Origin of the sequence: Paenibacillus sp. S-38 (assembly GCF_049942825.1) — a bacterium.
GTDB lineage: Bacteria > Bacillota > Bacilli > Paenibacillales > NBRC-103111 > Paenibacillus_G.
The window spans coordinates 1931772-1955135 of the sequence record NZ_CP187970.1 but is presented as its reverse complement, the minus strand read 5'-3'; the positions used below and the strand labels follow the sequence as shown (position 1 = coordinate 1955135).

The window sequence follows — 23364 nt, the reverse complement described above, 5'->3', positions numbered from 1 at the left end:
TGTTTTTTCCAAAGTTTTGCAACTTTTCTTTGACTTTCCTTGTCTATGACTATGATCATTCATAGAACAGGGGTGCCTTATTAGTGACCGGACGCAAGTGGTTTGCTGTTTCATCCATCCTTATGGCGGGGGCGCTGCTGCTCACCGCCTGTTTCGGGCGCACGCAAGTGTACGGCGTCAAACCGCCGAAACCGCTCGATCCCTCGAAGCCGGATGTCGTCGTCATCGGCTCGGAGATCGAAGGAATGTATCTGGCCCGCGCGGCTGTGGAGGAAGGCCTTAGTGTGATGGTGCTGGATCCGCGTGAAGAGCCCGGAGGTCAGCTGCTGCAGGGGGAGATGCTGTATCTCGACGAGCCGTTCGACCGCAGCGGCAAGTCGCTGCTGCAGGGCCGGGTGAAGGGACTGTTCGACGAATACAAGAAAGGAACGATCCGCAGGCTTCCCGAATATGAGGCCTATTTTGCCTCGCTGACGGAAGGAATCCGGATCGTCCCCGGCATCACCATTACCTCGCTGTCGACCGACTCGTCGGGGGGATTCACCCCCACGATCAAGCCGGAAGGAGCCTCCCCGACCCGGGTGACGGCCTTGACTTACCGGACGAAGAACGGCGAGGAGAAGACGGTGTCGGCGCGCTACTGGGTGGAGAATACGGATCATGCCGCGCTGTCCTCTCGCCTCGGCCTGAAGCGGATTCCCGGCATGGAGACGGTCTTTCCGGCCAAAGGGAAGGATTATATGGCCTCCTCGATCATGATGAAGTTCAAGGGCGTCGACTGGCAGAAGTTCCAGAAGGAAGTCGGGGGTCTCCCCAAAGCGCAGCGGTTTGAGAAGTACGGAGGCAATACCGATGTGTCGAAAGACTATGCCTACGGCCTCGGTAATATCGGCAAAAGCTATAAACCGAGCAGCAAGGAGGTCTTCCTGCGCGGCCTGAATGTCGTGAACCAGCGGGACGGCGAAGCGCTGATCAACGCCCTGCTCGTCTTCGGCGTGAATCCAGCGGATGCGGAGAGCGTGAAGCATGCCCATGATCTTGGGGTCAGCGAGACGCTCAAGGTCAGGGACCATCTGCGGCGGGAGCTTCCGGGCTGGGAGAACGCCGAGGTGAACGGATATCCCCGCTACCTGTACATCCGCGATTATGACCGCTACGAGACAGAGTATGTGCTTCAGGCCTCCGACCTGTTCAGCGGCAGGATGTTCCCGGATACCGTAGGCATCGCGGGCTATGCTCTTGATTTGCAGGGCACCAAGGCAAACCCCTGGGGAACCGAGGTCGGCAAATCGGACCGGTACGCGATGCCGCTCCGTTCCTTCCTCTACAAGGGATACGGCAACGTAATCGCCGCCGGCAAGAATGTCGGGGCCTCCGCTGTCGCCTACGGCAGCGCCCGCATCCAGCCGAATACCGCCCAAGCCGGAGAAGTGATCGGCGCTATTCTGGGACTCATGGACAGCAGGTATGAGCTCACCTCCATCCCGGAAGACGAGATGAAGCGCCTGCAGAAGCTCATGGTGAAAAGAGGCATCGAACTGACCGGGAAGCCGGGCCGCAATCTCATCGAAGGGTACACCCCCGAGCAGATCGAGCAGGTGAATCAGGGCCGGCTTGTCGTGAAGCCCAAATCCTGAGGCGCATGAACAGCGCATGGCAGACGGTCCGCTGTCCCCCGCAGCGAAAGCATCCTTCCGGTCAGGCCAAGCCGCTGCTGTCCTGATGGATGGGAGCCTAAATCCAACCGGCTTTGATAAGGATAAGCATCCACAGGGGCTCCCGGGCATAGTGTATGGTGTAAACATCGATCCCACACCCCGAAGGGAGCAATTGCCTTGAGCAACTACACCCGTTCTTATCAGAATCCTATGTACCCTGTCGTCCATCCTTACGTCCAACCGCAGTACCACCCTCATGTCGTCCCTTATGTTCCTTATCCTTATTGGCTGTACCCAGGGCACCATGGACACCATGGACACCATGGAGGCCATCATGGCGGTCATCATGGCGGTCACCATGGCGGTCACCATGGCGGTCATCATGGCGGACATCATGGCGGGCATCATGGCGGTCATCATGGCGGGCATCATGGCGGGCATCATGGCGGTCATCATGGCGGTCATCATGGGGGCCACCATGGCGGTCATCATGGCGGGCAGCATGGGATGCATGGACACGGACGACTCCAAGGCCGCGATTAAACGCAGGAAGCCGGCCGGCAGCTTGGCCGGCCGGCTTTTTGCGAAGTCCAGTCGAAGGATCGCAGGAGGAACAGCAGCAGGGCCAGGCTTCCCCGGCGTGATTGAATAAACCGGTGTGACATCGGGTAATGGTAAGGGAGGCATATATTCCACAAATGAGGTGACTCCCATGGCCAACCGCAAACAGCCATCTTCCGGCAGTAAGAATGAATTTGACGATACATCGAGTATGCCTGTCAGCTACAATGCGCCCGTAGAGCTCGGGAGCCAAGCGGCGACGGACAAGCTGGCCGACGTCGTTGAGGACATCATGGATACGGTTCAACATACTTTTGACGATGATAAAAGCTCTAAGACCAACCGTTCCAAGTAGATTTACGTCCGGATTCCGTCTTTTTTCTACTGGACTGTAGATGAGCGTTCAAGCTAGTCTGTCGTCAAGCAGGACAAGCAGCAGCCAAAAGCCGCCCCTCTCAACAGAAGGGCGGCTTTTGGCTGCTGCCGGAAGACCGAGCATAAGGATTAACGCACGCTTTCCTTGATTGCCTTGAGCCGCTTCATGACGTCATTCCCGCCGCGGCCGAAATAATCATGCAGCCTGCAGTATTCCTGATAGAGCTTCTCGTATACCGCCACGTTCTCCGGAATCGGCTTGTACGTCTCTTCGCGGACACGTGCCATCTGGGCTGCCGCTTCCACGATGGAGTCGTAGCCGCCCCGTGCGGAGCCGGCTGCCACCGCACCGAACATGGCAGCACCGAGTGCCGGAGTCTGTGTGGACGCTGCGATCTTGATCTCCCGGTTCATCACATCGGCGTAGATCTGCATCAACAGGCGGTTGCGCTGCGGAAGCCCCCCGCAGGCATACAGTTCGTTGACTTCCACGCCGCTTTCGTGAAACGTATCGACGATCTTGCGTGTACCGAAGGCTGTCGCTTCCAGCAGCACACGGTAGATCTCCTCGGGCTTCGTCAGCAGGGTGCAGCCTAGAATCAGCCCCGTCAGGTTCGTATCGACGAGCACGGAGCGGTTGCCGTTCCACCAATCGAGAGCAACCAAGCCGGTTTGGCCCGGCTTGTATGACGCCGCTCGCCTCTCCAGCCACTCGTGTACGGAGATACCTTCCGCTTTGGCGGCATCTGCAGCATAAGCAGGTACCGCTTGCTCGACATACCAGGCGAAAATATCGCCAACCGCCGATTGGCCGGCTTCATATCCAAGGTACCCCGGAATGATGCCGTCTTCCACGACGCCGCACATGCCTTCGACCAGCTTCTCTTCCGTGCCGATGAGCATGTGGCAGATCGAGGTGCCCATCGCCATGACCAGCTTGCCCGGCGTGACCACGCCCACGGCCGGAACGGCCGCATGCGCATCCACGTTGCCGACCGCTACCGCGGTGCCCGGGGGCAGGCCCATCAGTTCCGCCATCTCGGCGGTCAGCTCGCCGGCCTTGGTACCGAGCGGCAGCACCTCACCGCGCAGCTTCGTCTCGGTCAGGTTCGTCAGGCGCGGATCCAGAGCCCCGAAGAATTCCTTGCTCGGATAGCCGTGCTGCTTGTGCCAGAACGCCTTGTAGCCGGCAGCACAGGAATTGCGGGTAAGGCTGCCAGTCATCTGCGCGACCACCCAGTCCGCTGCTTCCACGAAGCGGTCCGCGCGGCTGTAGATGTCCGGCGCCTCGTTCAGAATCTGCCATATCTTGGCGATCATCCATTCCGACGAGATCTTGCCGCCATAGCGCGGAAGAAACGCTTCGCCGCGCTCTTCCGCGATCTCATTCATGAGATTCGCCTCATCCTGTGCGGCGTGGTGCTTCCAAAGCTTCGGCCAGCTGTGGGGAAGTTCCTTGAGCTCCGGCTTGAAGCAGAGCGGCGTTCCGGTCTCGTCGACCGGCAGCATGGTACAAGCCGTGAAATCGATGCCGATGCCTATCACGTCCGCCGCGTCCACACCGGATTCCTTCATAACGGCCGGCACGGAGCGCTTCAGCACTTCGATATAGTCGGCCGGGTGCTGCAGCGCCCAGTCGTATTCGAGCTTTACGCCGGAGTCCGGCAGTACTTCGTCGATCACGCCGTGCGGGTAAGGGGTGACATGCGTGGCGACTTCTTCCCCGCTCGAGAGGTTGACGAGCAGCGCACGCCCGGATTCCGTGCCGTAGTCGATCCCGATCGCATATTTGATGACCATGCGGGACCCGGCCTCTTACGATTGTCCGTAATAGGCGTTGGCGCCGTGTTTTCTGAGAAAATGCCGGTCGAGCAGGTTCTGGTCCATCGGCACGGTATTCGGATTCAGCTGGACTGTGTGGAACGCCATCTTCGCCGTCTCCTCAAGCACGACCGCATTGTGAACCGCGTTGTGCGCGTCCTTGCCCCAGCAGAACGGAGCGTGGCAGTGAACGAGCACGCTTGGGATCTGCAGCGGGTCTTTGCCTTCGAAGGTCTCGATAATGACGTTGCCGGTTTCAAGCTCGTAAGCGCCTTGAATCTCTTCACGGGTCATCGGGCGGGTGCAGGGCACTTCACCGTAGAAGTAATCGGCATGGGTCGTTCCCAGTGCCGGAAGGCTGCGGCCCGCCTGCGCCCATGCAGTAGCCCAAGGGGAGTGCGTGTGCACGATGCCGCCGACCGTCGGAAACGCTTTATACAACGCCAGGTGAGTCGGCGTATCGGAGGAAGGTTTGAGCTTGCCTTCAACAACCTTGCCGTCCAGATCCAGCACGACCAGGTCCTCTGCCCGCAGCTCGTCATAAGGAACGCCGCTCGGCTTGATAACGACCAGGCCGGATTCACGGTCAATTCCGCTCACATTGCCCCAAGTAAAGGTAACCAGTCCGTATTTCGGCAGATCCAGGTTCGCTTCCAGTACTTCCTGCTTCAATTGTTCTAACAAATGTATCGTAACCCCTTTCCGAATCCGAAATGTTCTCGGGTCCATTATATACTTGTACGTACAAATTTTCCACACCTTTTTTCGTGTGTCGACCGCTTTCTCCTTTAGTGAACCCGCCGCCCACTCCCTTTCTCGGACGTGCGGGGTAAGTAACATTGCAGGTCACCGATAGGAGTGCCTCAGAGTCACTCTTTGTCGTACTTTCAAAGGCAGCGAAACCAGGATTCCATCACGGGAAGTGGATTTTTGCCAACACAGCAGCCGTTCTTCAGATTTCCCTGGCCTCTCCCCTAGCCTTGGCCTAATTGGGCTGTCGCCTACATGCAGAGCGCAGCCGGGCGCCCCAAGACCTGTAGTGCGTTATGGCCGCTGACCGCGCAGATTACTGATCCATCCCTTGCTCCCATTCCCAAGCAGCAGATGCTGATCCTTAGGAAGAGATCCAGCGGAGGACCCGATGCTGTAATGCAAAAACGTGCGGTTCCCGGGCAGTCGTGACTGCGGTCTAGTTTTGCTCTTCCATAGGTTCCGGTGTTATTTTAAGTGAAGGGAGCTGTGGGATGGAAACATGATGGGATTGCCAAGCTCGATAAGGAGGGGGGATCTCGGGGCATGGGATAGCGGAGCTCCGGTATGGGGATCGGATAGCGGTGAGGGAATTGCGAAGCTGGTAAGGGGATCAGATATCAGGTGAGGGAATTGCGAAGCTGGTAAGGGGATCAGATATCAGGTGATGGGATTGCGGAGCTCCGGTAAGGAGATCCGCTCTCGGTGTTGGGATGGCAATGCTCCGGTAAGGAGATCGGATAGCGGTGAGGGATGCAGAACTCCGGTAATGGGATAACGGAACTCAGATGCGCTATGCCCTTGACGAAAGTACCATTTTGAAAATAGAGGAACTGGAGTTCGTTACTTTGATGATTGAGGTGCTTTTTCTCGGAGAGGAAGGCCTATAAGATACCTGAGTTCCGTTATTCGCTGGGAAATCACGGGAAATCATCAAATAAGATACCTCAGTTCCGTTATCCGACTCTACGACGTATAGGTCAACGGATACAGACGGCAGAATCGCTGTCAAGGCCGCGAATCATGTCCAGACTCAAAGAGAACCTGGCAGCTTGAAAGCTCTACAGACTGGAGCAGATATAGCGCATGTCCAGACTCAAAGAGAGCCGGGCAGCTTGAAGCTCTACAAGACCGAAGCAGATATAGCGCATGTCCAGAACTTCTCTGCCACGCGGCTTGGGAAGTCAGAGCACAGCCTCCGAATCCTGGGATTCAGGTTCGCTTCCTTAACCGCGCGCCCTAAACAACTTTACTCTGGGGAGCTTGCCGTGAGGCAGAAGCCGGCCCGGTGACCCGGACTCGCTAGGGTGTGGCGGATAGCACAGATGCTGTGCCTCGACCGCCGCCTGCTCCTTCTTTGTTCTGCGCCATATGAGCCGGGGATTCTCGCCGCTATTCCAGTGGATGGGGACACCCTGTTCTACTGGGCCGGCATCATGCAGGCGTCGATGTGTCCGTTCGGCCCCTGCTCCGGCGCCCTGCACTAGTATCGTGGCAACGGAATAGTTTGGCTTATACAGGTCCGGTAGATGAGCGGATAACCAGCTGCGGCTCGTAAATATAGGAATCGTCCTCTGCTCCGCCGGCGGTAATCCCTTCGATCCGGTCGATAAGCCGACGGGCTGCCTCCACTCCCATCTCGGTCTTGGGATGGGTCAGTGTGGTCAGTTTGACTTCGGTGGCTGTAGCCAGCGATGAATCGTCGAAGCCGATGATTGACAGGTCCTGGGGCACCCGCAGGCCGGCCTGCCGGGCCGTCTCAAGCAGATGAACGGCCAGCTGGTCATTGTAACAGACGAAGGCTGTCGGCCGCGTACTGGAGGCCAGCAGTACCTGGGCCGCTTCGTAAGGCCGCTCTTCCTTGTCCTCGGTGGAATAACGGACGACCGCGTCAGGATCGAGCGGCACCTTGTAATCGCGGTGGGCCCGGATGAACCCTTTGAGCCGCTGGATGCCCTGAAGGTCGTCCGTCTTGAAGAAGCCGACGATCCGGCGGTGGCCGAGTTCAATCAGATGCTCCGCCGCCCGAAATCCGCCTTTCTCGTCATCGAGCTTCACACAGGGGCAGTCCATCTCCGGGTACCGCTCATTGATCATGATGAACGGGATATCCGACATGCCCATCGAGAGGTAGTAATGAAGGTTCGGATTGCCCTCCGCACTCTTCGTCGGTTCAATGATCAGCCCGCTGAGCGGATGGCTCATCATCAGCTCGAGGCTCTCCCTCTCCTTCGTTTTGTCATTGTCCGTAGAGGAGAGCATGAGCCGGTAGCCCCGGCTGCGAAGCTCCGCTTCCGCGCCGCGGACGATCAGCGGGAAGATGTAATCGGAGATATAGGTGGTAATGATCCCGATCGTCTTCTCGGTCTCTTCCGCTTTCTTGGCCGGGGCTGCCGATGCCGCCACAAAGGTGCCCTTCCCCTGGACACGGTACAGCCGGCCCTCCTGCACCAGTTCTCCGATCGCCTGCCGGACGGTTTGCCGGCTCATCTTGTAGGCGTCCGAGAGCTCGAATTCGGTCTGGAGCTGATCGCCCGGCTGCATTTGGCCATCCTTGATTTGCTCCAGAAGCTGCTGCTTCAGCTGCATATATTTGGGGAGTCCGTTCTTTTCCATGCCGACACCTCTTCTGCTTCCTCTGCACGGCCACTGTGCCGTTCTGTTATCGTAAGGCTCATTATACCAAGTTTGGCATTGTACGTACAACCTATATTCCCAAAACCATAGTTGTACACATGGAAACTGAAGCATACGGCTAACAAAGCCTGCAGATAAAGAAACACAGCAAGGGAAACGGATGGATCTGAAATGACAAAAAGCCCGTTCCACCGCGGGAGGCCACTGAAAAAGTCCGTCTAAAAAAAGCACAGCCCTTCAAGAAACTTGAAGATGCTGTGCTTTTTTTGACGTATAATTGAGTCATCACGAAAAGCGGGTGAGACGGATGATTCGACAACAACAAAGTTTGGTTCTGAGTCCTTATGCAGCTCTGTACGATATCGTCGTGCCGAAGGACAACATGCTCCGTCAAATTAATGAGCTGGTGGACTTTACCTTCATCTATGAGGAACTGGAAACAAAATATTGTTTGGACAAGGGACGTAGCGCAATTGACCCCATCCGAATGTTTAAATATTTGTTGCTAAAAACCATCTTTGAACTATCTGACATGGATATTGTCGAGCGTTCCAAGTATGACTTGTCGTTTAAATATTTCTTAGGCATGGCACCGGAGGACCCGGTCATCGACCCGAGTTCTCTGACAAAATTCCGCAAACTGCGGCTCAAAGACATCAACTTGTTGGATATGCTCATTGGTAAGACGGTAGACCTCGCCATCGAACTGAAAATCCTGAAGAGCAACTCCATTATCGTTGACGCCACGCATACAAAAGCACGCTACAATCAGAAGTCTCCGCTAGAAATTCTGCAAGACCGTGCAAGGAAGCTGCGAAAGTCCGTTTACACGATGGATGAATCAATCAAAGCCAAGATGCCCGCAAAGAACATGAACGGTGTACTCGAAGACGAAATTGAGTATTGTCAAAAGCTTATAACCTTCATCGAGATGGAATCCGGGATCGCGCAAGTGCCAAAGGTTTTGAAGCCGTTAAACCTGCTGAAGGAAACGGTGGAGGATGACATCGAGCAGCTTCGTCTTGCGGCGGACCCGGATGCTCGGGTTGGACATAAAAGCGCCGATTCTGCATTCTTTGGATATAAAACGCACCTGGCCATGACGGAAGAACGCATCATAACGGCAGCTGTCATTACAACAGGCGAGAAGAATGACGGCAAACAACTGCAGACGCTCATCGAAAAAAGCAAGACAACGGGAATGCAAGTGAGGACCGTCATTGGCGATACCGCCTACTCCGAGAAAGATAATATTTTGTACACAACGAACAATGATATTGAACTTGTAGCGAAACTCAATCCGTTGATTACGCAAGGCAGCCGCAAGAAAGAAGAGGAGTTTCTGTTCAACAAAGATGCCGGCATGTATGTATGCCCGGCTGGTCACATGGCGATTCGAAAGGCCCGGCAAGGCAAGAAAGACGTCGGCAAAAACCAGCAGGATACCTATTATTTTGACGTAGAGATCTGTAAGAGTTGTCCCTTCAAGGAAGGCTGTTATAAAGAAGGCGCCAAAAGCAAAACGTATTCCGTAACGATTAAGTCTGAAGTACACTCAGAACAAATGGCGTTTCAGGAAACGGAATATTTCAAGGAGAAATCCAAAGAGCGCTACAAGATTGAAGCAAAAAACAGCGAACTCAAACATAGGCACGGGTATGATGTTGCCACATCCTCGGGTCTGCTTGGCATGGAAATGCAAGGTGCAATGGCCATATTCGCTGTAAATCTTAAGCGGATATTGAAACTGGTGGATTGAAAAGCGCGTCAAGCAGGCCCATTTTGAGCCATTAAAAAAGACATCTGTCTCCAGAAAAATGGAAACAGATGTCTTTTTTGCGATTTATGCAAGGCCCCCGAGGAAAAAGCGTGAGTTCTTCAGTGGCCTCCCACCGCGGAACAGGCTTCGGATAGCCTTCTTGGCCCGGAGGGCCAGCGTCTATTTGAGCTGCAGCACCGATCCTCCTATAACGAACCGGTATTCGAGATGATTGTCGAACACATTGTCGATGCGCACGCCTCCGGTCCGGACGGATGCCGTATGGATCATTTTGCCGTTGCCGAGATACAAGCCGCAGTGGCTGATATTCCCCATCGCCTTGGACGCCCCCCTATAGGCATCGGGCTGCCCGCCGCGGTAGCCGATGAAGAACAGCAGATCTCCCCGTTGCGCCTGATGAATGTCGGTATACACCCGGCTGGAAAAGTTCCGCACATACTGGGCTTGGCTGCGGGAATCCGGCGGAAGGTCCATGCCGAGCGCATACAGGTAGGTCCACCTCGTATAATCCGAGCAGTCGAAGGTGGAGGGATCGGAACGGTCCGAGCCGTACTCGTACGGCGTCCCATAATACATCGCCGCGGTGGACAGCACATTCTCCGCGTAACCTCCCGCCTGAGGGGCGATCGCGGGGTTGGGCCACACAGGAGTCATGTCCTGCGTCTCCTGCAGGGTGCGCACCCCGGTTCCCCCGCCCGGCGTACTTTTCTGCGGCGAAACGCCGGGCACCTGCTTGTCGAGCCCCGCATCGCCTTGGCGGAGCAGTTCATCGTTCTCCGCCACGCTGCGGTCGAACAATCGGGCGTCCATCCCGCCCTGCATGGTGGAGTTCCCCCCTCCCGTTCCCCCCGTATTCCCCCGGCCGCAGCCTGTAAGAACCAGAAACATACAGCAGCCCCAAACGGCGAATCGAACGAAGCTCATTCTCATAACGAATGCCCCCTTTTGCATATGTCGGATATCCCTATGTTGCTTAGAGAGAGGCCATTCCATGCAGAGGGGAGCGGGGATTCGTCTAAGAACTTCAGCGTGCACCGCGAAGCATGGGAAAAAACCGTCCGGTCTTGGGGACCGAACGGCTCCTGCACGGTTTAGAATCTACGACAATTCGCGGAAAATCAAATGGGCGCGTCTCCGGGATCAGATCAAGCGCTCTCGTCCCTACAGAAAAGCCGGCCGGGTGTGACGTATCTCGTGGGCAGCAGCTCGGAGCACTTCCCTAGGAGTGAACGTGTAACTTCGCCTTCCCCTTCCCTTTCAAAGACCCGCGAATCCCGCTCCGGAGTCCGGCTGTCGAGGAACAAGGTAAGAGAATGACGGTAAGTGGCCGAAAGCTCTCTCCCTTTGGTACTGCGTGCGGAACCCACGTAACCCTCGGGTGGCTCTGTCTTCCCCTGAAGGGCTGAGATGCAGGCTTACTCCGTATCCACGATAGGAATTCCATAGCCTCGGCCCGCTACAGTCCCCGACGCAAATTCCCGTTCCGGTCAAACCACAGCTTGTAGGACAACCGGCTGAGCAGCATAGAGGTAACGGCGGCGGAAGCGGCCAGAATGAACATGATCAGGATCTGGTAGCGGACCGCTTCGACCGGATCGGCGCCAGCCACAATCATTCCGGTCATCATCCCGGGCAGTTGGACCAGCCCGACCGTCTTCATCCCGTCGACGGTCGGAATCATGCTCGACCGCACGGAGCGCTTCAGCGCATCCTGCAGCGCCTGCCGCTCCGTCGCCCCGAGAGAGAGCAGCGCCTCGATCTCCCCGCGGGAGGACTCCAGCTCGCGGCGCATCTGGTTCAGATAGAGGCCCGAGACGATCATCGCACTGCCGATCGTAATCCCGCTGATCGGGATAAGATACTGCGGCGTCGCCTCAATGATCCCGAGGCCGGCCAGCAGACCGGCCGTAAGCAGCTCGGTGGCGGCCAGTGACAGGGCGATGCGGCGCCGGATGCCCGGCAGCCCCTTGGCCCGCTGGCCTGCGTTCCAGGCGGCCACGGCGATCATGACGGCCACGATCAGCAGCACAAGCAGCACGTGCTTGGATCCGAATACATACTGCAGCACGTAGCCTACAAGCAGCAGCTGAAGGGCGGAGCGGACCGTGCCGACCGCAATGTCCCGCTCAAGCCCGAGCTTTTGCCAGACGGAGAGCAGCATGGTAACACCGACAAAGGCCAGTGTGCACAGCAGCGCCAGGTTGCTCATGCTTCTCCCACCCCTTCGGCCGCTGTCCCGATGAAGCTTCGGCTCGCCTCCGTGGCCGGCTCTTCAAAAAAGTCCCGGGACGGCCGGTCCTCCTGAAGTGCTCCGTCCGCCAGCAGCCATACGCGCGAGCATACCTCGCGGGCCTGCCGCAGATCGTGCGTCACCCAGATCTGGCACGTACCGTGCTCCCGCCTCCAAGAAGCGAGCAGCTCCTCGGCCGCGGCTTTGCTCCCGGGATCGAGTGAGGCGGTCACCTCGTCAAGCAGGAGCACCTCCGGCCGCAGCAGCAGGGATCGGACCAGCGCCGCACGCTGCTTCTCGCCGCCCGACAGGTCGCCGGCCTTCTTGTCCCACGGCAGCCCGCCGAGCCCGAGAGCCTGCATGCAGCGCCGCGCCAAGGGCTCGTCGAAGGCACTGCGGTGCAGCCTGCTGGCGGTCCGCAGGTTGTCTTCCACCGTGCCGGGGAGCATAACCGGCTGCTGCGCCACATAGCAGATCCTGCGCCTCCAATCGGCGGGCTTCCACTCGCTGCGGGCACGGCCCCCATAAGCCACAAGGCCCCCGTCGGCCGATTCCAGCCAGGCCAGGATACGCAGCAGCGTGCTTTTGCCCTGCCCGGAGCCGCCGAGCAGCGCGACGGATTCGCCTGCGGCGGCTTCGGCCGTAATCCCGGAGAACAGCACCCGGCCCGTCTCCCCGTGTTGTTTCATTAAAGCGGATAATGCGAGTCCTTGCTTCATGAGCGGATTGCGCCCCCTTCATCTGCCCCTCATTATACCTAAATTCATCCGGAGCGAGAAGAGAACAGCCTTCCGTCCAAGCCCCCGGCTCCCCCACAAAGAGAGCCGAGAGTGTCCTGCTATAATGACTGTTAGACTGCCGCGAACTTAACCGTGCAGCTTACATCGGGATGCCGCATGTGCCTACTGCTTTAGAGAGCATGTCGATCGCCTCCACCATGCCGGTCGGGGCTGGATCATCAAAGGTTATCGCGTCCCGGTCCCTGGCCGGGCTCCCCAATCCAGAACCGTCGTACCACATTGCCGTTCTCTTCGGTAAGCTCGGATTCCAGCAGCCCCCCATTCTTGACGATGACCCGCTCCGATGCCGCGTTCCCCCGATCGCAGACGACCAGCACCCGGCCGATTCCGCGCTCCCGTGCCCGCTCCAGCGTGAGACGCAGCAGCTCCGACGCATAGCCTCTCCCTCGCTCCGAGGGCCGGATGCCGTACCCGATATGGCCGCCGCTCCGCAGCAGCTTGTCGTTCAGCGTGTGCCGCAGGTTCGCGGCCCCCACGATCCGGCCGGTCTTGTCCAGCAGCCAATACGTCGAATGGGACACGAAATTCGGCGGCACCAGCTCCGGCCGTTCCCCCTCTTCGAGAAAGCGCAGCATCTCGCGATACGCATAGGGCTCCCTCTTTATCACCCATGGCACCATATCCTCCCCGCTCTGCAGCCACTCTTCATAAAAGGAAATATAAGCGTCCCGGTAATCCCAGGAGGGCCTTACCAGTTCGGCAATCCCCATACACATCTCTCTCCCCGCCTGTCAATTTGATCCATCTTACCATACGGGCTATGGCTACGCCATCCCTCGCCACCTGCTCTTGGCAGGAACCCGCAGCCCTGATCGCTCCGGACGGCCCGCTTCGCAGGAAGGACGAATCACACGCCTTCGTCCGCGGGCTTACTTCTTCGCCGGATAGCGGACCTCCGCGAGATTATCGAGCAGTTTCTCCTCCCCCAGCACACGGTGGTCTCTGCAGCCGAGGCGCAGGCGCCAGATTTCGTTGCTGCGGTACCGCCGGCCATCCCGCTCGAAGAACCGGTGCTCCCTCTCCTCCACCCGGTAGCTGCAGCCCTCCTCCGCCGAGCTCCGAAGCTCGCCTGCCAGAAAGTCATCCGTTATCCAAACCTTAAGCTGGTACACCCGCTCCGTATCATTGCGGAGCCGAAGGTCGACATAGTTATAGAATACGCTCGTCCCGCTGCCGAACGGGACGGTCCTCCGGTCGTCCGGAAACAAGTCGAAGCTGTGATGGTGCCGCTCCGCTATCGTAAGGGACGAGTGCAGCGCCATCCAGAACAGCAGGTTCGCCAGCTGGCACAGCCCGCCGCCCGGTCCGCTGCGCACCTCACCCCGGGAGAGCATGAGCCCGTCGACGTATCCGCGCTGCGGTGTGGTCCTTCCGATCCGGTTCCAGAAGGAGAATGTCTCTCCGGGACGAAGGATCAGCCCGTCGATCAGCGGAAGGCTGAGTCCCAGATTCACGATCTTGTTCTCCTGCAGCTGCGGATCGGTTCCCTCCAGCCTCCGGCGCAGCACGGAACGGTGCTTCGCCGTAACATAAGGCAGAGGCACCTCATGCCGCTCACGCGCAAACATCACACCGCTTCGCCAATCCGCCAGCCGCCGCTCCCACTGCAGCTGCTTCACCCGCAGACCGTAGAGCCAGGGAAAGGCTCTGCCGATCCGCTGTCTGATCCTCATATGCATACTCCTCCGTTTGGCTCGTCTACCAGCCGTCTATGCGGCTAAGCCGTATACTCTACAGACGAGAGTGAGGGAGCCGCCGTTCCGTATGGGAGCTCACGCTTTTTTCCCGCGGGAGAGAGACCTGGAGGAGCCGTCTGCCGGACGAGGTGGATGGAGGATACAGCAAGGTGCCGCCCCATCGGCTCCGACCGGCTCAGGAGATCCGGCCCGCACAGCTCCTGCCGGGTTTCGAACCAGTCCCCTGCAAAGAAGCCTCGGAGGCAAGGGGCAGAGCATCTGTGGGGCGCCCACCACCACTGCGAACATTAGTTCGCAAAAACCATCAACAGAACCAAGATCACCGTCCGATATACGGTGGATTAAGAAACAAAAAATCCCCATTCTGCCATGGCAGCCTGAGGACGAAGACCTTGCCCTTATATTCAACTCTATCGTTATCGCTTCCCGTCTACGTAGCGCCCGTAGTCCGGTACCGCCACACGCTCGAATTCAGCCGCCAGCTCCGCGAGCCCGGCCGTGAACGCTTCCCCGGCCAGCGGTACGCCGTGGCCCGTAATGGCGATACGGGGCTGCAGGGCCGCCAGCTTCCGCACCGATTCACCGGCAGCCGGCCAGTCCGGCGTGAAATATCTCGGCGGACCGCTGAGGTACTCTGTCTGGGTCAGCACCTGGTAGAGCTTGTCCTGCCGGGTATTGACGAACGCGTCTCCCGCGATCAGCGCGCGGTCCGCCTCGCGAAAGAACGAAACGTGCCCCGGCGTATGTCCGGGAGTATGGATCCAGCGCCAGCCCGGCAGGCCTGGCACGGAACCGTCTCCCGGCAGCACGTGGACGTGCCCCTCCAGATTCACGGGCTCGTTCGGGAACCAGCCCGAGATCTTGGCGATGAGCCCTCCTTCGACGCCCGGGTCGGCATCCGGGTAGCGCGAGCGTCCCGTCACGAACGGCAGCTCGGCCTCATGGGCATACACGGGAACCCGCCAGTGCCGTGCCAGCTCGACCACGGCTCCCACATGGTCGAAGTGGCCGTGGGTCAAGAGAATGGCCGCCGGCCGGGATCCCGATCCGAACCGGGCCTCCGCCTGGCGGATCAGCTCTTCGGCGCAGCCCGGCAGGCCGGCATCTATGAGCACCCAGCCCTCCTGGGGGCGGTCCGGCGAACCCGCAAAGACGACATTGACGATCTGAACGGTATACGCGTAGAGATCCTCCGCCGCCTCTGCCCCTTCTCCGCTGCGGACCGAGGTCATCGGGATCCGCGTATCTTTCATCGGATTTTCCACTATTCTGCACCTCCTGGAACCATCGTAACCGGACAGGCAGCCATGCCCCAACCGCCCTCCATCCTGTTCGTAACGCATCCGGCGGATGAGGAATACACCGAATCAGGCTGCGGCACTGTACGACTCCCCAGTTTACCGCAGTCCCCGCTGAGACACTCTTCCTTACTCTGCTCCGGAGAGGGAGAATTCATCCGTCCCTTCCCCGCCCCTGTACAACGCCAAGAGCCCTCTATACCGGAGATGACTTCTCGGGTATGAGGGTGTCCTGAAGGCTTCTGCACGGCATCCGCCATCCCAATTCCCTTCAAGGCTTGACGGGCGTCCTCAGCACTTTCATCGTGTGCCGCACGACCCGGGCGAATTCTTTCTCTTCCCTTCTGCTCAGCCCAAACTGCTTTCCGTCGGCAAGACCGACGGGGACGGCCGGAATCACTTCATACCGCATAGCGCCCCCCCTTCCCCTCCGGCGGGTCCAGGTAGGAACATAACCGGTATGGCGGATCCATACCGTCCCGTCATCCTCCTTGATGATCCGGGCCTTGAAGATCAAGCCGCTGCGGGTAGCCGGCCGGTTCATTAAGGTGGGCGAGATGAAGTTGCCAAGCGAGTACACGGCTGCCTGCTTCGGCGTCCGGAGCGCCGGCTGGATGACATGGGGGTGCGATCCGAGCACGAGATCCGCCCCGCCGGAGAGCAGCCGACGCATCAGCCGCTTCTGGAGGGTCACCGGTTCATGGGTATACTCCCGGCCCCAATGTGGGCAGACGACCAGCAGATCCGTCTGGGGCCGGACCGCCCGGATGTCCCGGATCATCCGCCCTTCGTCCAGCAGGCTGACACACCATTCATACCCCTTCGGAACCGGGATCTTGTTGGTGCTCTTCGAGTAGGCGAGAATGGCGACCCGGATTCCGTTGATCTCGGAGATCCAGGGCTGTGCCGCCTCCTCTTCGGTACGGAAGGTTCCGGTATGCGAGAGGCCCGCCGCATCCAGCACATCCAAGGTCCGCTGCAGCCCGCCCAGTCCCCGGTCCAAGCAGTGGTTGTTCGCGGTGACGAGCAGGTCGAAGCCCGCTTCCTTCAGATCGGCAGCCAGTTCGTCCGGCGCATTGAAGGTGTAGAATCCCGTCTCCTCCGATCTCCGCGTGTAGCGCTCTTCCGGTCCGGCCAGCGGAATCTCCAGGTTGCCGATCGTCAGATCCGCCCTGCGCAGGATCGGGGCGACGTGCCGCAGCAGCGGGGCAAAATCTTTCCGCTTCCTGCCCGGCACGGCGGAGGTGGTAATGATTTTCTGGGAGATGAGAATGTCCCCGACAGCGGCGATCGTAAGCTCTGAGGGCATCCGCTGCACCTCCTTTGCTGCATGGGATACATTATCCTATTCCGAAGCCTGGACGAAAGTCAGCCCAATGATGAGAAGACGGCTCTTAATACAAAACCCCCGCCAGCCCGGCGGGGGTTCGATGGATGAAGAGCGTATGAAGAAAATTACTGCTTGAGCTTGAACAGCAGACGGTTCGCCGTACCGGATTCCGTCTCTACCGATTCGTACACGTTGATCGTCAGCGGGTACTGCAGCTGTTCGGTCTGCAGATTGCTGAACGTCAGAGTCTGACGGCCGCTGAGCAGACGGTTTTCGCCGGTGAAGCCGTGAGTCTCGGACGCCACAACCCGGCCAGCCGTGTCGGTAAGCTCGAACTTCAGCTTGGAGAAACCGGCATCGACCATGACATCCTCCGTCACGCTGAAATCGAGGTCCATCGTCAGCTTGTAGGAGTACTGCAGCGTGGTGGAGCTGAACTGCGAGTTCAGTGTCCAGAAGCCGAGCTTCACGTCGTACGGATACATCTTGTACGTCGTGCCGCCCTCTTCGTCCTTCTGCAGAGGAGCCTTGATCATCGCAATCTCGCTCACATAAGGCGCAGCCGACTTCGTGTCGGAGAGCTTGATGCCGAAGGTTTCGCTCGTCTCTGTCTTCGGCACGTTGAAGGAATAAGTGACCACAGAAGCAACATTCGGCTCCAGGGTCAGTGCCGTCGTTTTCTGGCGGCTGCCCGTATAAGATGCCCCGGCAGCCGTGGTCAGATCCGCCTGGAAGGACGGCAGCACCGCCGACTTCGAACCGCGGTTGACCATCTTGAACTTGGCCACTACCGTCTGGTAGCCTTGCTCGGCATTCTCATGACGGTGCAGCTCCACGAGGGATACTTCCGTGTTCCCGCCGATGATCTGGTTCAGCGGGTCAAAGGAGATCGGTGTGCCGCTCTTGTATTCCGGCAGACCGGCCAGCTTGACCTCCGACGTCTCCGGCAGCGCCAGCTTGAGGCGCGGAACATCGATGGATACGGCGGCCGTGCCTTCCCCGTAGGCGTCCGAAGTGATGATGAGCAGTTCTTCGGGTTCCACCCCGTTATCCACGTTCACCGCGTAGTGAACATACGCCTTCTCGCCCGGCTCCAGCGCCTCCGGCGCTTCCTTCGTCCGCTCGCCGGTGTACTGCTTGCCGCCGGCCAGCCCGTCTATGCGGAACTGCGGCAGCGTCACCCGCTTATCCGAAGGATTCTCGACCAGCAGCGTGACGAGGTACGTCTGCCCTTCTTCGCTGAGCTGCTGGGACCACCCCTGCGGCGTGTACGTGAGCTTGGAAGAAAGCGACGGAATCGTGAAGGACGTCCCCCACGTACTTACCGGTGTATCGGCTCCCGGACGTCCGGCGTCGGTCGCGCTCACGGGAATGCGGAGCAGCTCCGTCTCGAGCTTCGGATACACATACTCGTCCACTTCCACGAAAGTCAGGGAAGCGATATTGAAATCTCCGCCGTCTACCGTGGAGAGATAAACAAGCTCCACGGTTTCCTTGGACTGGATTGCCTTGGCATTGGAGGCGCTGGCTGTCAGGGTGTACTCGACGCCTTCATCCGTTACCGCGCGCAGCTCGTATTCCGGCACGCGCGTCTTCTTCCCGGACGTATTCGTCAGCCGGACCACCGCCGCGACCTGGGTTCCGTCTTCCACTGCCTTCACGGCGGCACTCTTGACCTCCGCCTGGATCGAACCGGTCAGGCTGTAACCTGCCGACTCCACAGCCGCAGCGACGGCCGCCTGTGCGCCCCATACAGGGAATGTGCCCGAAGCGGCGATCACGGTGGACAGAACAGCTGAGGTAACAATCTTATGCCATGTTTTCATGTAAGAATCCTCCATTCAGACTGGATGTAACTTGCTGCCTTGGTGCTTGAATCCATGAGGCTCGGCTATTTTTGCTCCGCTGCGGGTGCCGTCTCGGCGGAAGCTGCTGCCGGTGCGGCTCCAGAGGCGGCAGATGCGGTTGTCACCGTCTGCCCGTCCTTCAGCAGCGAATGACCGGATGTGATGATGGTCTCGCCTTCCTTCAGTCCCTCCAGCACTTCCTGATACACGTCCTTGACCCGGCCGGTCTTGATGGCGCGCTTCTCGGCTTTGTCGCCGTTCAGCACATAGACGAAGGCATCGGAGCCATCACGAATGATGCTGAGCGTCGGCACAGCGACCACCGTCTCTTCCGCTTCGTCGGTCAGCTGGAGAAGTACCCGGCTGCCTGCGGGGTAACTGCCCTGCGGATTCGATACCTGAAGCTCCATGGAGTAGGTCCGCGTCTGGGAATTCACCACTCCGCTGAGGAACGTAACGGCCGCCTTCTCTTTCTTGTCCGGCTGGCCGGCGGCATAGAACGTCAGCTCCTTCTTGTTCTTGACAAGCGCGTAAGCCGATTCGGTCAGCTCCGCCTTGAATTTGACCGCTCCGCCGCTCTGCACCTGTCCTGCCGTGAAGTTCTGCGAGACCGTCATGCCCTTCTCTACGGTAAAGTCCGTAAGGATCCCGTCCGCCGGAGCTGTCACCTCATAATTCTCGAGTGCGCGCTGCGCATCCGAGATCGCTATACGATTCGATTGGAGCTGCGACTCTTGTGACGCAAGCGAGTTCGTGGAATCCAACGAACTCAGCTTGTCGTTCTGTATGTTCAGATCGCGCTCGGCGTTGGTTACCGTCTCCTCCGACTGCTCCAGCTGGCGCTTGGTCACAAGGCCGTTGTCATAGTCGTTTCGCATTTTGTTATAGTTCTTCTTCGCATCATCGAGCGCCTGCTGGGCCTTCGTGATTGCGTTGAGCAGATCGGTCCTGCTGTTCTTCAGGTCCTCCCGCGCCTTCTCCAGGTTCTGCTCCGCGCTTGTCAGCTGTACCTGATTCTTCTGCACCGTCGAGACGGCATCGCGGGAGTCGATGCGGAAGATGACCTCTCCCGCACGGACCGCTTCGCCTTTGCTCTTCAGCACTTCGGTCACTTGGCCGCCGGCCTTGGTGATGATGTCCAGCTTGACGCTGGAGACCACATCGGCGAGCTGCTCACGCGGATCGGCGATCAGATGCCGTTCCACCTTCGCTGTCTTCACCGGCTTCTGCTGTGCCGTTCCCTGCTGTGCTGCCGGAGCAGGAGCCCCTCCCGGCGGCGAGCACGCAGCCGCCACCGAGGAAGCCAGCAGTAGAATACCTATGGTTTGGGCGTAACGCCGTTTAGATCTGCTCTTGGATTGAAATACTGGATTCATGGGTTCGTTCCTCCTCACATTCCTGCCGAAGTCTGGGTAATATCCGGACCGGCGCCCTTGTTTCGCGAGAACCGGCCTGCCAGCCGGGCCTTCGCGGATTCGATCAGCTCATAGACGACCGGCACAATAAACAGCGTGAGCAGCGTGGATGTCGTCAGTCCGCCGATAACTACAACGGCGAGGCCTTTGGAAATCATACCGCCGCTGTCGGAGAAGCCGAGCGCCAGAGGAAGCAGCGCTACGATCGTCGCGCCGGCCGTCATGATGATCGGCCGCAGGCGGACCATGCCCGCATCCAGCAGTGCATGCCGGACCGTATACCCTTCGCGCCGCATCTGCTGCGCACGGTCTACCAATACGATCGCGTTCGTCACGACAATCCCGATCAGCATCATGAAGCCGATCAGCGATGTGACGTTGAGCGATTCCCCGCTGAGGAACAGACCGAGCAGACCGCCGATCGCCGCAAGCGGCAGGGAGAAGAGAATCGCGAACGGGGCGCTGGCATTCCCGAACGCCAGTACCATGATCAGATACACCATGAATACCGCGACGCCCATGGCCATGAAGAGCTGGGAGAAGCTTTCGTTAATATCTTCCGATACCCCTTTTACTTCACGCGAAACCCCGTCCGGAAGCTCCAATTGGTTCAGCTCGCCGGAGATGCGGGCGGCTACGCCGCTTTTGTCGGTCGAGTTAATCTTCGCCGTGATGCTCACGAGCTGTTCCTCGGCTTCCCGCTGGATGCTCATCGGAGCCTCCACTTCACGGATTTTGGCAATCTCGTTCAGATAAACCGTCGAGCCGCTGGAGCCCTTCAGGGGCATCATACCGAGCTTCTCCAGCGAATTCTTGTCATCTCCCCCCAGGGAAACGGTGGTCGTATAGGTAATGTTGTCGAGCTTGATGTCACCGAGATTCTGCTCGGAAATCCAGGTGCGCGCACTCTCACGGACAGCCGCCGCGCTCAGGCCGAGGGCTCTGGCTTTCCGCTGGTCAACCGTGATCTCCACCTGTGTCTTGGAGTCGCTGATGCTGTCTTCGATCTCCGAGAGCTCCGGGAAGGTTGCGAGCTTCTCATGGATGACTGCCAAGGCCTGCTCGAGCTGGTCTTGATTGTCCCCCTTGAGCGAGTACGAGAAATCCGTCGTGGAGATGCCGCCTCCCCCTCCCAATGTACGGGGCTCCACTTCCGAACCTGGAGGAAGCTCGTTCAGAATCAGTTCTTTGTACTCCTCTTTGACTTGATCCGGATCCGCATTCGCGGAAACTTCCACGTAGATCTCCGTCTTATAAGGCACCTGTTCGTCGTCTCCACCATAGCCTACAAGAGACTCGACATAGGTGAACAGCGGTCCGCCCTGGCTGTCCTTCGCCTCCTGCATCATGGTTTCCAGTTCCTTGGCTTTGGCGTCCATCGAATTCATCGAAGTATCATAAGGCAGCTTCAACTGGTAATACATCGTATGGGCCGTCGTTCCGGACGGGACAAACGATACCGCCAGATTCGGCACGATGGCTGCAATGGACACCACGAGGAGCAGCAGGGAGGCCAGAAGCGTCTTGATCCGGTTGTTCAGGCTCCAGTGCAGCATACGCTCATAGGCATTCATGATCCGGCCTTTCGGCACTTCGTCATGGCTGTGTCCCGCACCCGCTTTGGAGTCGCGCAGCACCAGAAGCTTGGCGAGCATCGGAATGACCGTCACGGCCACAATCAGAGATGTCAGCAGGGCAACAACCAACGTAATCGCGAAGGGACGGAAAATCTCGCCCACGATCCCGCTGACGAGGCCGATCGGTGCGAATACACCGCACGTGGCAATCGTGGAGGAGGTGATCGCCATCGCCACCTGCGAGGTGGCCTTGAGAATGACGGATTCTCCGCGTTCGTTCACTTTCTGCAGTTCCGTATAAATATTTTCGATAACTACAATACTATCGTCAACGACCCGCCCTACGGCAATGAAAATCCCGCCGAGGGTCATCGTGTTCAGCGTAATATCCAGCTGCATCATAATGAGCAGGGTAACGAGAATCGACAGCGGAATCGATACGAGCACGATCAGGGTCATGCGCACGTTCCGGAGGAACAGGAGTATCATCACGGCCGCCAGCAGCGCACCGATAATCCCCTCTTTCACAAGTCCATGGATCGACTTCTCCACCTCATCGGCGCTGTCATACACGAGCTTGAATTCCACACCGGGCATGGTCGTCTTCCACTGCTCGATGAATTTCTCTACATCGGCCGAGAAGTCCACCGCATTCGCACTGCTTGTTTTGTACAATTGAATGCCGAGCGCCGGATGGCCGTCCAGCCTTGCGACGAACTCGGATTCCATCACCGCCTGCACCTTGGCAATCTGCCCAAGCAGCAATGGGGCTCCCGTACTGGTAGTGATCTCAAGCTGCTGCAGATCATACACGCTGGTAACATCAGCCGTGATCCGGGCCATCTTGTCGTTGCCGCCGATCTCTACCGTACCGATCGGCCCGTTATTCAGGGCACTCTGGATCGCTTCCGTTACGCCGGACGGCGTCAAACCGTAGGACGAGAGCGCGTCGGCGTCGAGTTCGATGTCCATCTTGGTTTCGCGTGTGCCCACCGAGTCGACGTGATCGATCCCCGAAACCCCTTCGAGGGCCGGCTCAATCTGGTCCTCATAGAGTCTGTCGAGCTCCGACTGGCTCATTCCGTCTTTGGCGTAGAGAGCCATATAATAAGCCGGCTGCGATGAGAAGCCGAAGGTGGATACCTTCGGATTGCCGGCAGAGCTCGGAAGGTTCAGCTCCTGCAGCAGGCTGTCCACGTCCTGCTTTTTCTTATCGACATCCACCCCCTGCTTGAACTCGAGGATGACGGAGGACATGCTGTCACTGGATGTAGATGTCATGTTATTGAGGTCTTCCATATTGCCCACTTTGTCCTCAATGGGCTTTGTGATTTCCTCCATTACATCTTCAGGCGCAGCCTGATATGTAGTGGTAACCATCACGTACGGAAACGAGATGTCCGGAAAATTCTCGATCTTCAGCTTGAATGCGGCGTAAAACCCGCCGCCGAACAGCATCGCGATGATGATGATCAAGGCCGCGATATTCTTCATGGAAAACCGGGTCAAACTGTTCAAAATGGCCCCTCCTGTTCAGGTTTCTCTAAGATAAACATAAAATTACAGCATGAATATGAACGGAGCATGA

The 23364-nt window shown here is 58.4% G+C and carries 18 protein-coding genes; 5 read left to right on the top strand and 13 right to left on the bottom strand.

Annotated elements, in window-relative coordinates; translation table 11 throughout:
• The first annotated feature begins 83 nt into the window (after window positions 1-83).
• The 3 genes from ACP26L_RS09240 to ACP26L_RS09230 all read left to right on the top strand — a co-directional run bounded on the left by ACP26L_RS09240 (window position 84) and on the right by ACP26L_RS09230 (window position 2574).
• Window positions 84-1637 carry an FAD-dependent oxidoreductase gene (locus tag ACP26L_RS09240; protein WP_426452221.1) on the top strand — a complete coding sequence of 518 codons (1554 nt, stop codon included), beginning with the start codon at window positions 84-86 and terminating at the stop codon, window positions 1635-1637.
• A 325-nt stretch (window positions 1638-1962) separates the two neighbouring features.
• Window positions 1963-2310, top strand: a complete 348-nt coding sequence (locus tag ACP26L_RS09235; protein WP_426452220.1) for a hypothetical protein — start codon at window positions 1963-1965, stop codon at window positions 2308-2310.
• Window positions 2311-2370: 60 nt separating this feature from the next.
• Window positions 2371-2574 (top strand): hypothetical protein, encoded by a 204-nt coding sequence (locus ACP26L_RS09230; protein ID WP_426452219.1) that lies wholly within the window; start codon window positions 2371-2373, stop codon window positions 2572-2574.
• A 149-nt stretch (window positions 2575-2723) separates the two neighbouring features.
• Here ACP26L_RS09230 and ACP26L_RS09225 read toward each other — a convergent pair whose 3' ends face one another.
• Together ACP26L_RS09225 and araD are read right to left on the bottom strand one after the other, a co-directional pair.
• Window positions 2724-4394, bottom strand: a complete 1671-nt coding sequence (locus tag ACP26L_RS09225) for a ribulokinase (RefSeq protein WP_426452218.1) — start codon at window positions 4392-4394, stop codon at window positions 2724-2726.
• Window positions 4395-4409: 15 nt separating this feature from the next.
• Window positions 4410-5099 carry an L-ribulose-5-phosphate 4-epimerase gene (gene araD, locus ACP26L_RS09220; protein WP_426452217.1) on the bottom strand — a complete coding sequence of 230 codons (690 nt, stop codon included), beginning with the start codon at window positions 5097-5099 and terminating at the stop codon, window positions 4410-4412.
• Between the two features lie 1373 nt (window positions 5100-6472).
• Here araD and ACP26L_RS09215 point away from each other — a divergent pair.
• Window positions 6473-6652, top strand: a complete 180-nt coding sequence (locus tag ACP26L_RS09215) for a hypothetical protein (RefSeq protein ID WP_426452216.1) — start codon at window positions 6473-6475, stop codon at window positions 6650-6652.
• A gap of 25 nt (window positions 6653-6677) precedes the next feature.
• On the opposite strand, the gene ACP26L_RS09210 is transcribed toward ACP26L_RS09215, so the two are convergent.
• Entirely contained in the window at window positions 6678-7781 is a 1104-nt protein-coding gene (locus ACP26L_RS09210; protein ID WP_426452215.1) for a GntR family transcriptional regulator, read from the bottom strand.
• Window positions 7782-8109: 328 nt separating this feature from the next.
• Here ACP26L_RS09210 and ACP26L_RS09205 point away from each other — a divergent pair, with 328 nt between their 5' ends.
• Complete coding sequence (locus tag ACP26L_RS09205) at window positions 8110-9561, top strand: IS1182 family transposase (protein WP_426450322.1); 1452 nt, start codon at window positions 8110-8112, stop codon at window positions 9559-9561.
• 180 nt (window positions 9562-9741) lie between these two features.
• Here the strand turns inward: ACP26L_RS09205 and ACP26L_RS09200 are convergent, their stop codons facing one another.
• The 10 genes from ACP26L_RS09200 to ACP26L_RS09155 form a co-directional block, all read right to left on the bottom strand.
• Entirely contained in the window at window positions 9742-10512 is a 771-nt protein-coding gene (locus tag ACP26L_RS09200; RefSeq protein WP_426452214.1) for a C40 family peptidase, read from the bottom strand.
• Between the two features lie 526 nt (window positions 10513-11038).
• Window positions 11039-11791, bottom strand: a complete 753-nt coding sequence (locus ACP26L_RS09195) for an ABC transporter permease (protein ID WP_426452213.1) — start codon at window positions 11789-11791, stop codon at window positions 11039-11041.
• Window positions 11788-12531: an ABC transporter ATP-binding protein gene (locus tag ACP26L_RS09190; RefSeq protein WP_426452212.1), complete on the bottom strand. Its 744-nt coding sequence runs from the start codon at window positions 12529-12531 to the stop codon at window positions 11788-11790. Before ACP26L_RS09190 ends, ACP26L_RS09195 begins: the two co-directional genes overlap by 4 nt.
• 239 nt (window positions 12532-12770) lie before the next feature.
• Window positions 12771-13322, bottom strand: coding sequence for a GNAT family N-acetyltransferase (locus tag ACP26L_RS09185; protein ID WP_426452211.1), 552 nt, complete (start codon window positions 13320-13322; stop codon window positions 12771-12773).
• A gap of 159 nt (window positions 13323-13481) precedes the next feature.
• Window positions 13482-14285, bottom strand: coding sequence for a VanW family protein (locus ACP26L_RS09180; protein ID WP_426452210.1), 804 nt, complete (start codon window positions 14283-14285; stop codon window positions 13482-13484).
• 440 nt (window positions 14286-14725) lie between these two features.
• The gene (locus ACP26L_RS09175; protein ID WP_426452209.1) at window positions 14726-15574 is read right to left on the bottom strand and encodes an MBL fold metallo-hydrolase; all 849 of its coding nucleotides are present in this window, start codon (window positions 15572-15574) and stop codon (window positions 14726-14728) included.
• A 304-nt stretch (window positions 15575-15878) separates the two neighbouring features.
• Window positions 15879-16916 (bottom strand): CapA family protein, encoded by a 1038-nt coding sequence (locus tag ACP26L_RS09170; RefSeq protein WP_426452208.1) that lies wholly within the window; start codon window positions 16914-16916, stop codon window positions 15879-15881.
• A gap of 146 nt (window positions 16917-17062) precedes the next feature.
• Window positions 17063-18763, bottom strand: a complete 1701-nt coding sequence (locus tag ACP26L_RS09165) for a hypothetical protein (RefSeq protein WP_426452207.1) — start codon at window positions 18761-18763, stop codon at window positions 17063-17065.
• Between the two features lie 65 nt (window positions 18764-18828).
• Window positions 18829-20160 carry an efflux RND transporter periplasmic adaptor subunit gene (locus ACP26L_RS09160; RefSeq protein ID WP_426452206.1) on the bottom strand — a complete coding sequence of 444 codons (1332 nt, stop codon included), beginning with the start codon at window positions 20158-20160 and terminating at the stop codon, window positions 18829-18831.
• Between the two features lie 14 nt (window positions 20161-20174).
• A complete protein-coding gene (locus ACP26L_RS09155) occupies window positions 20175-23294 on the bottom strand; it encodes an efflux RND transporter permease subunit (RefSeq protein WP_426452205.1) in 3120 nt (1039 codons plus the stop codon).
• Window positions 23295-23364 lie beyond the last annotated feature (70 nt).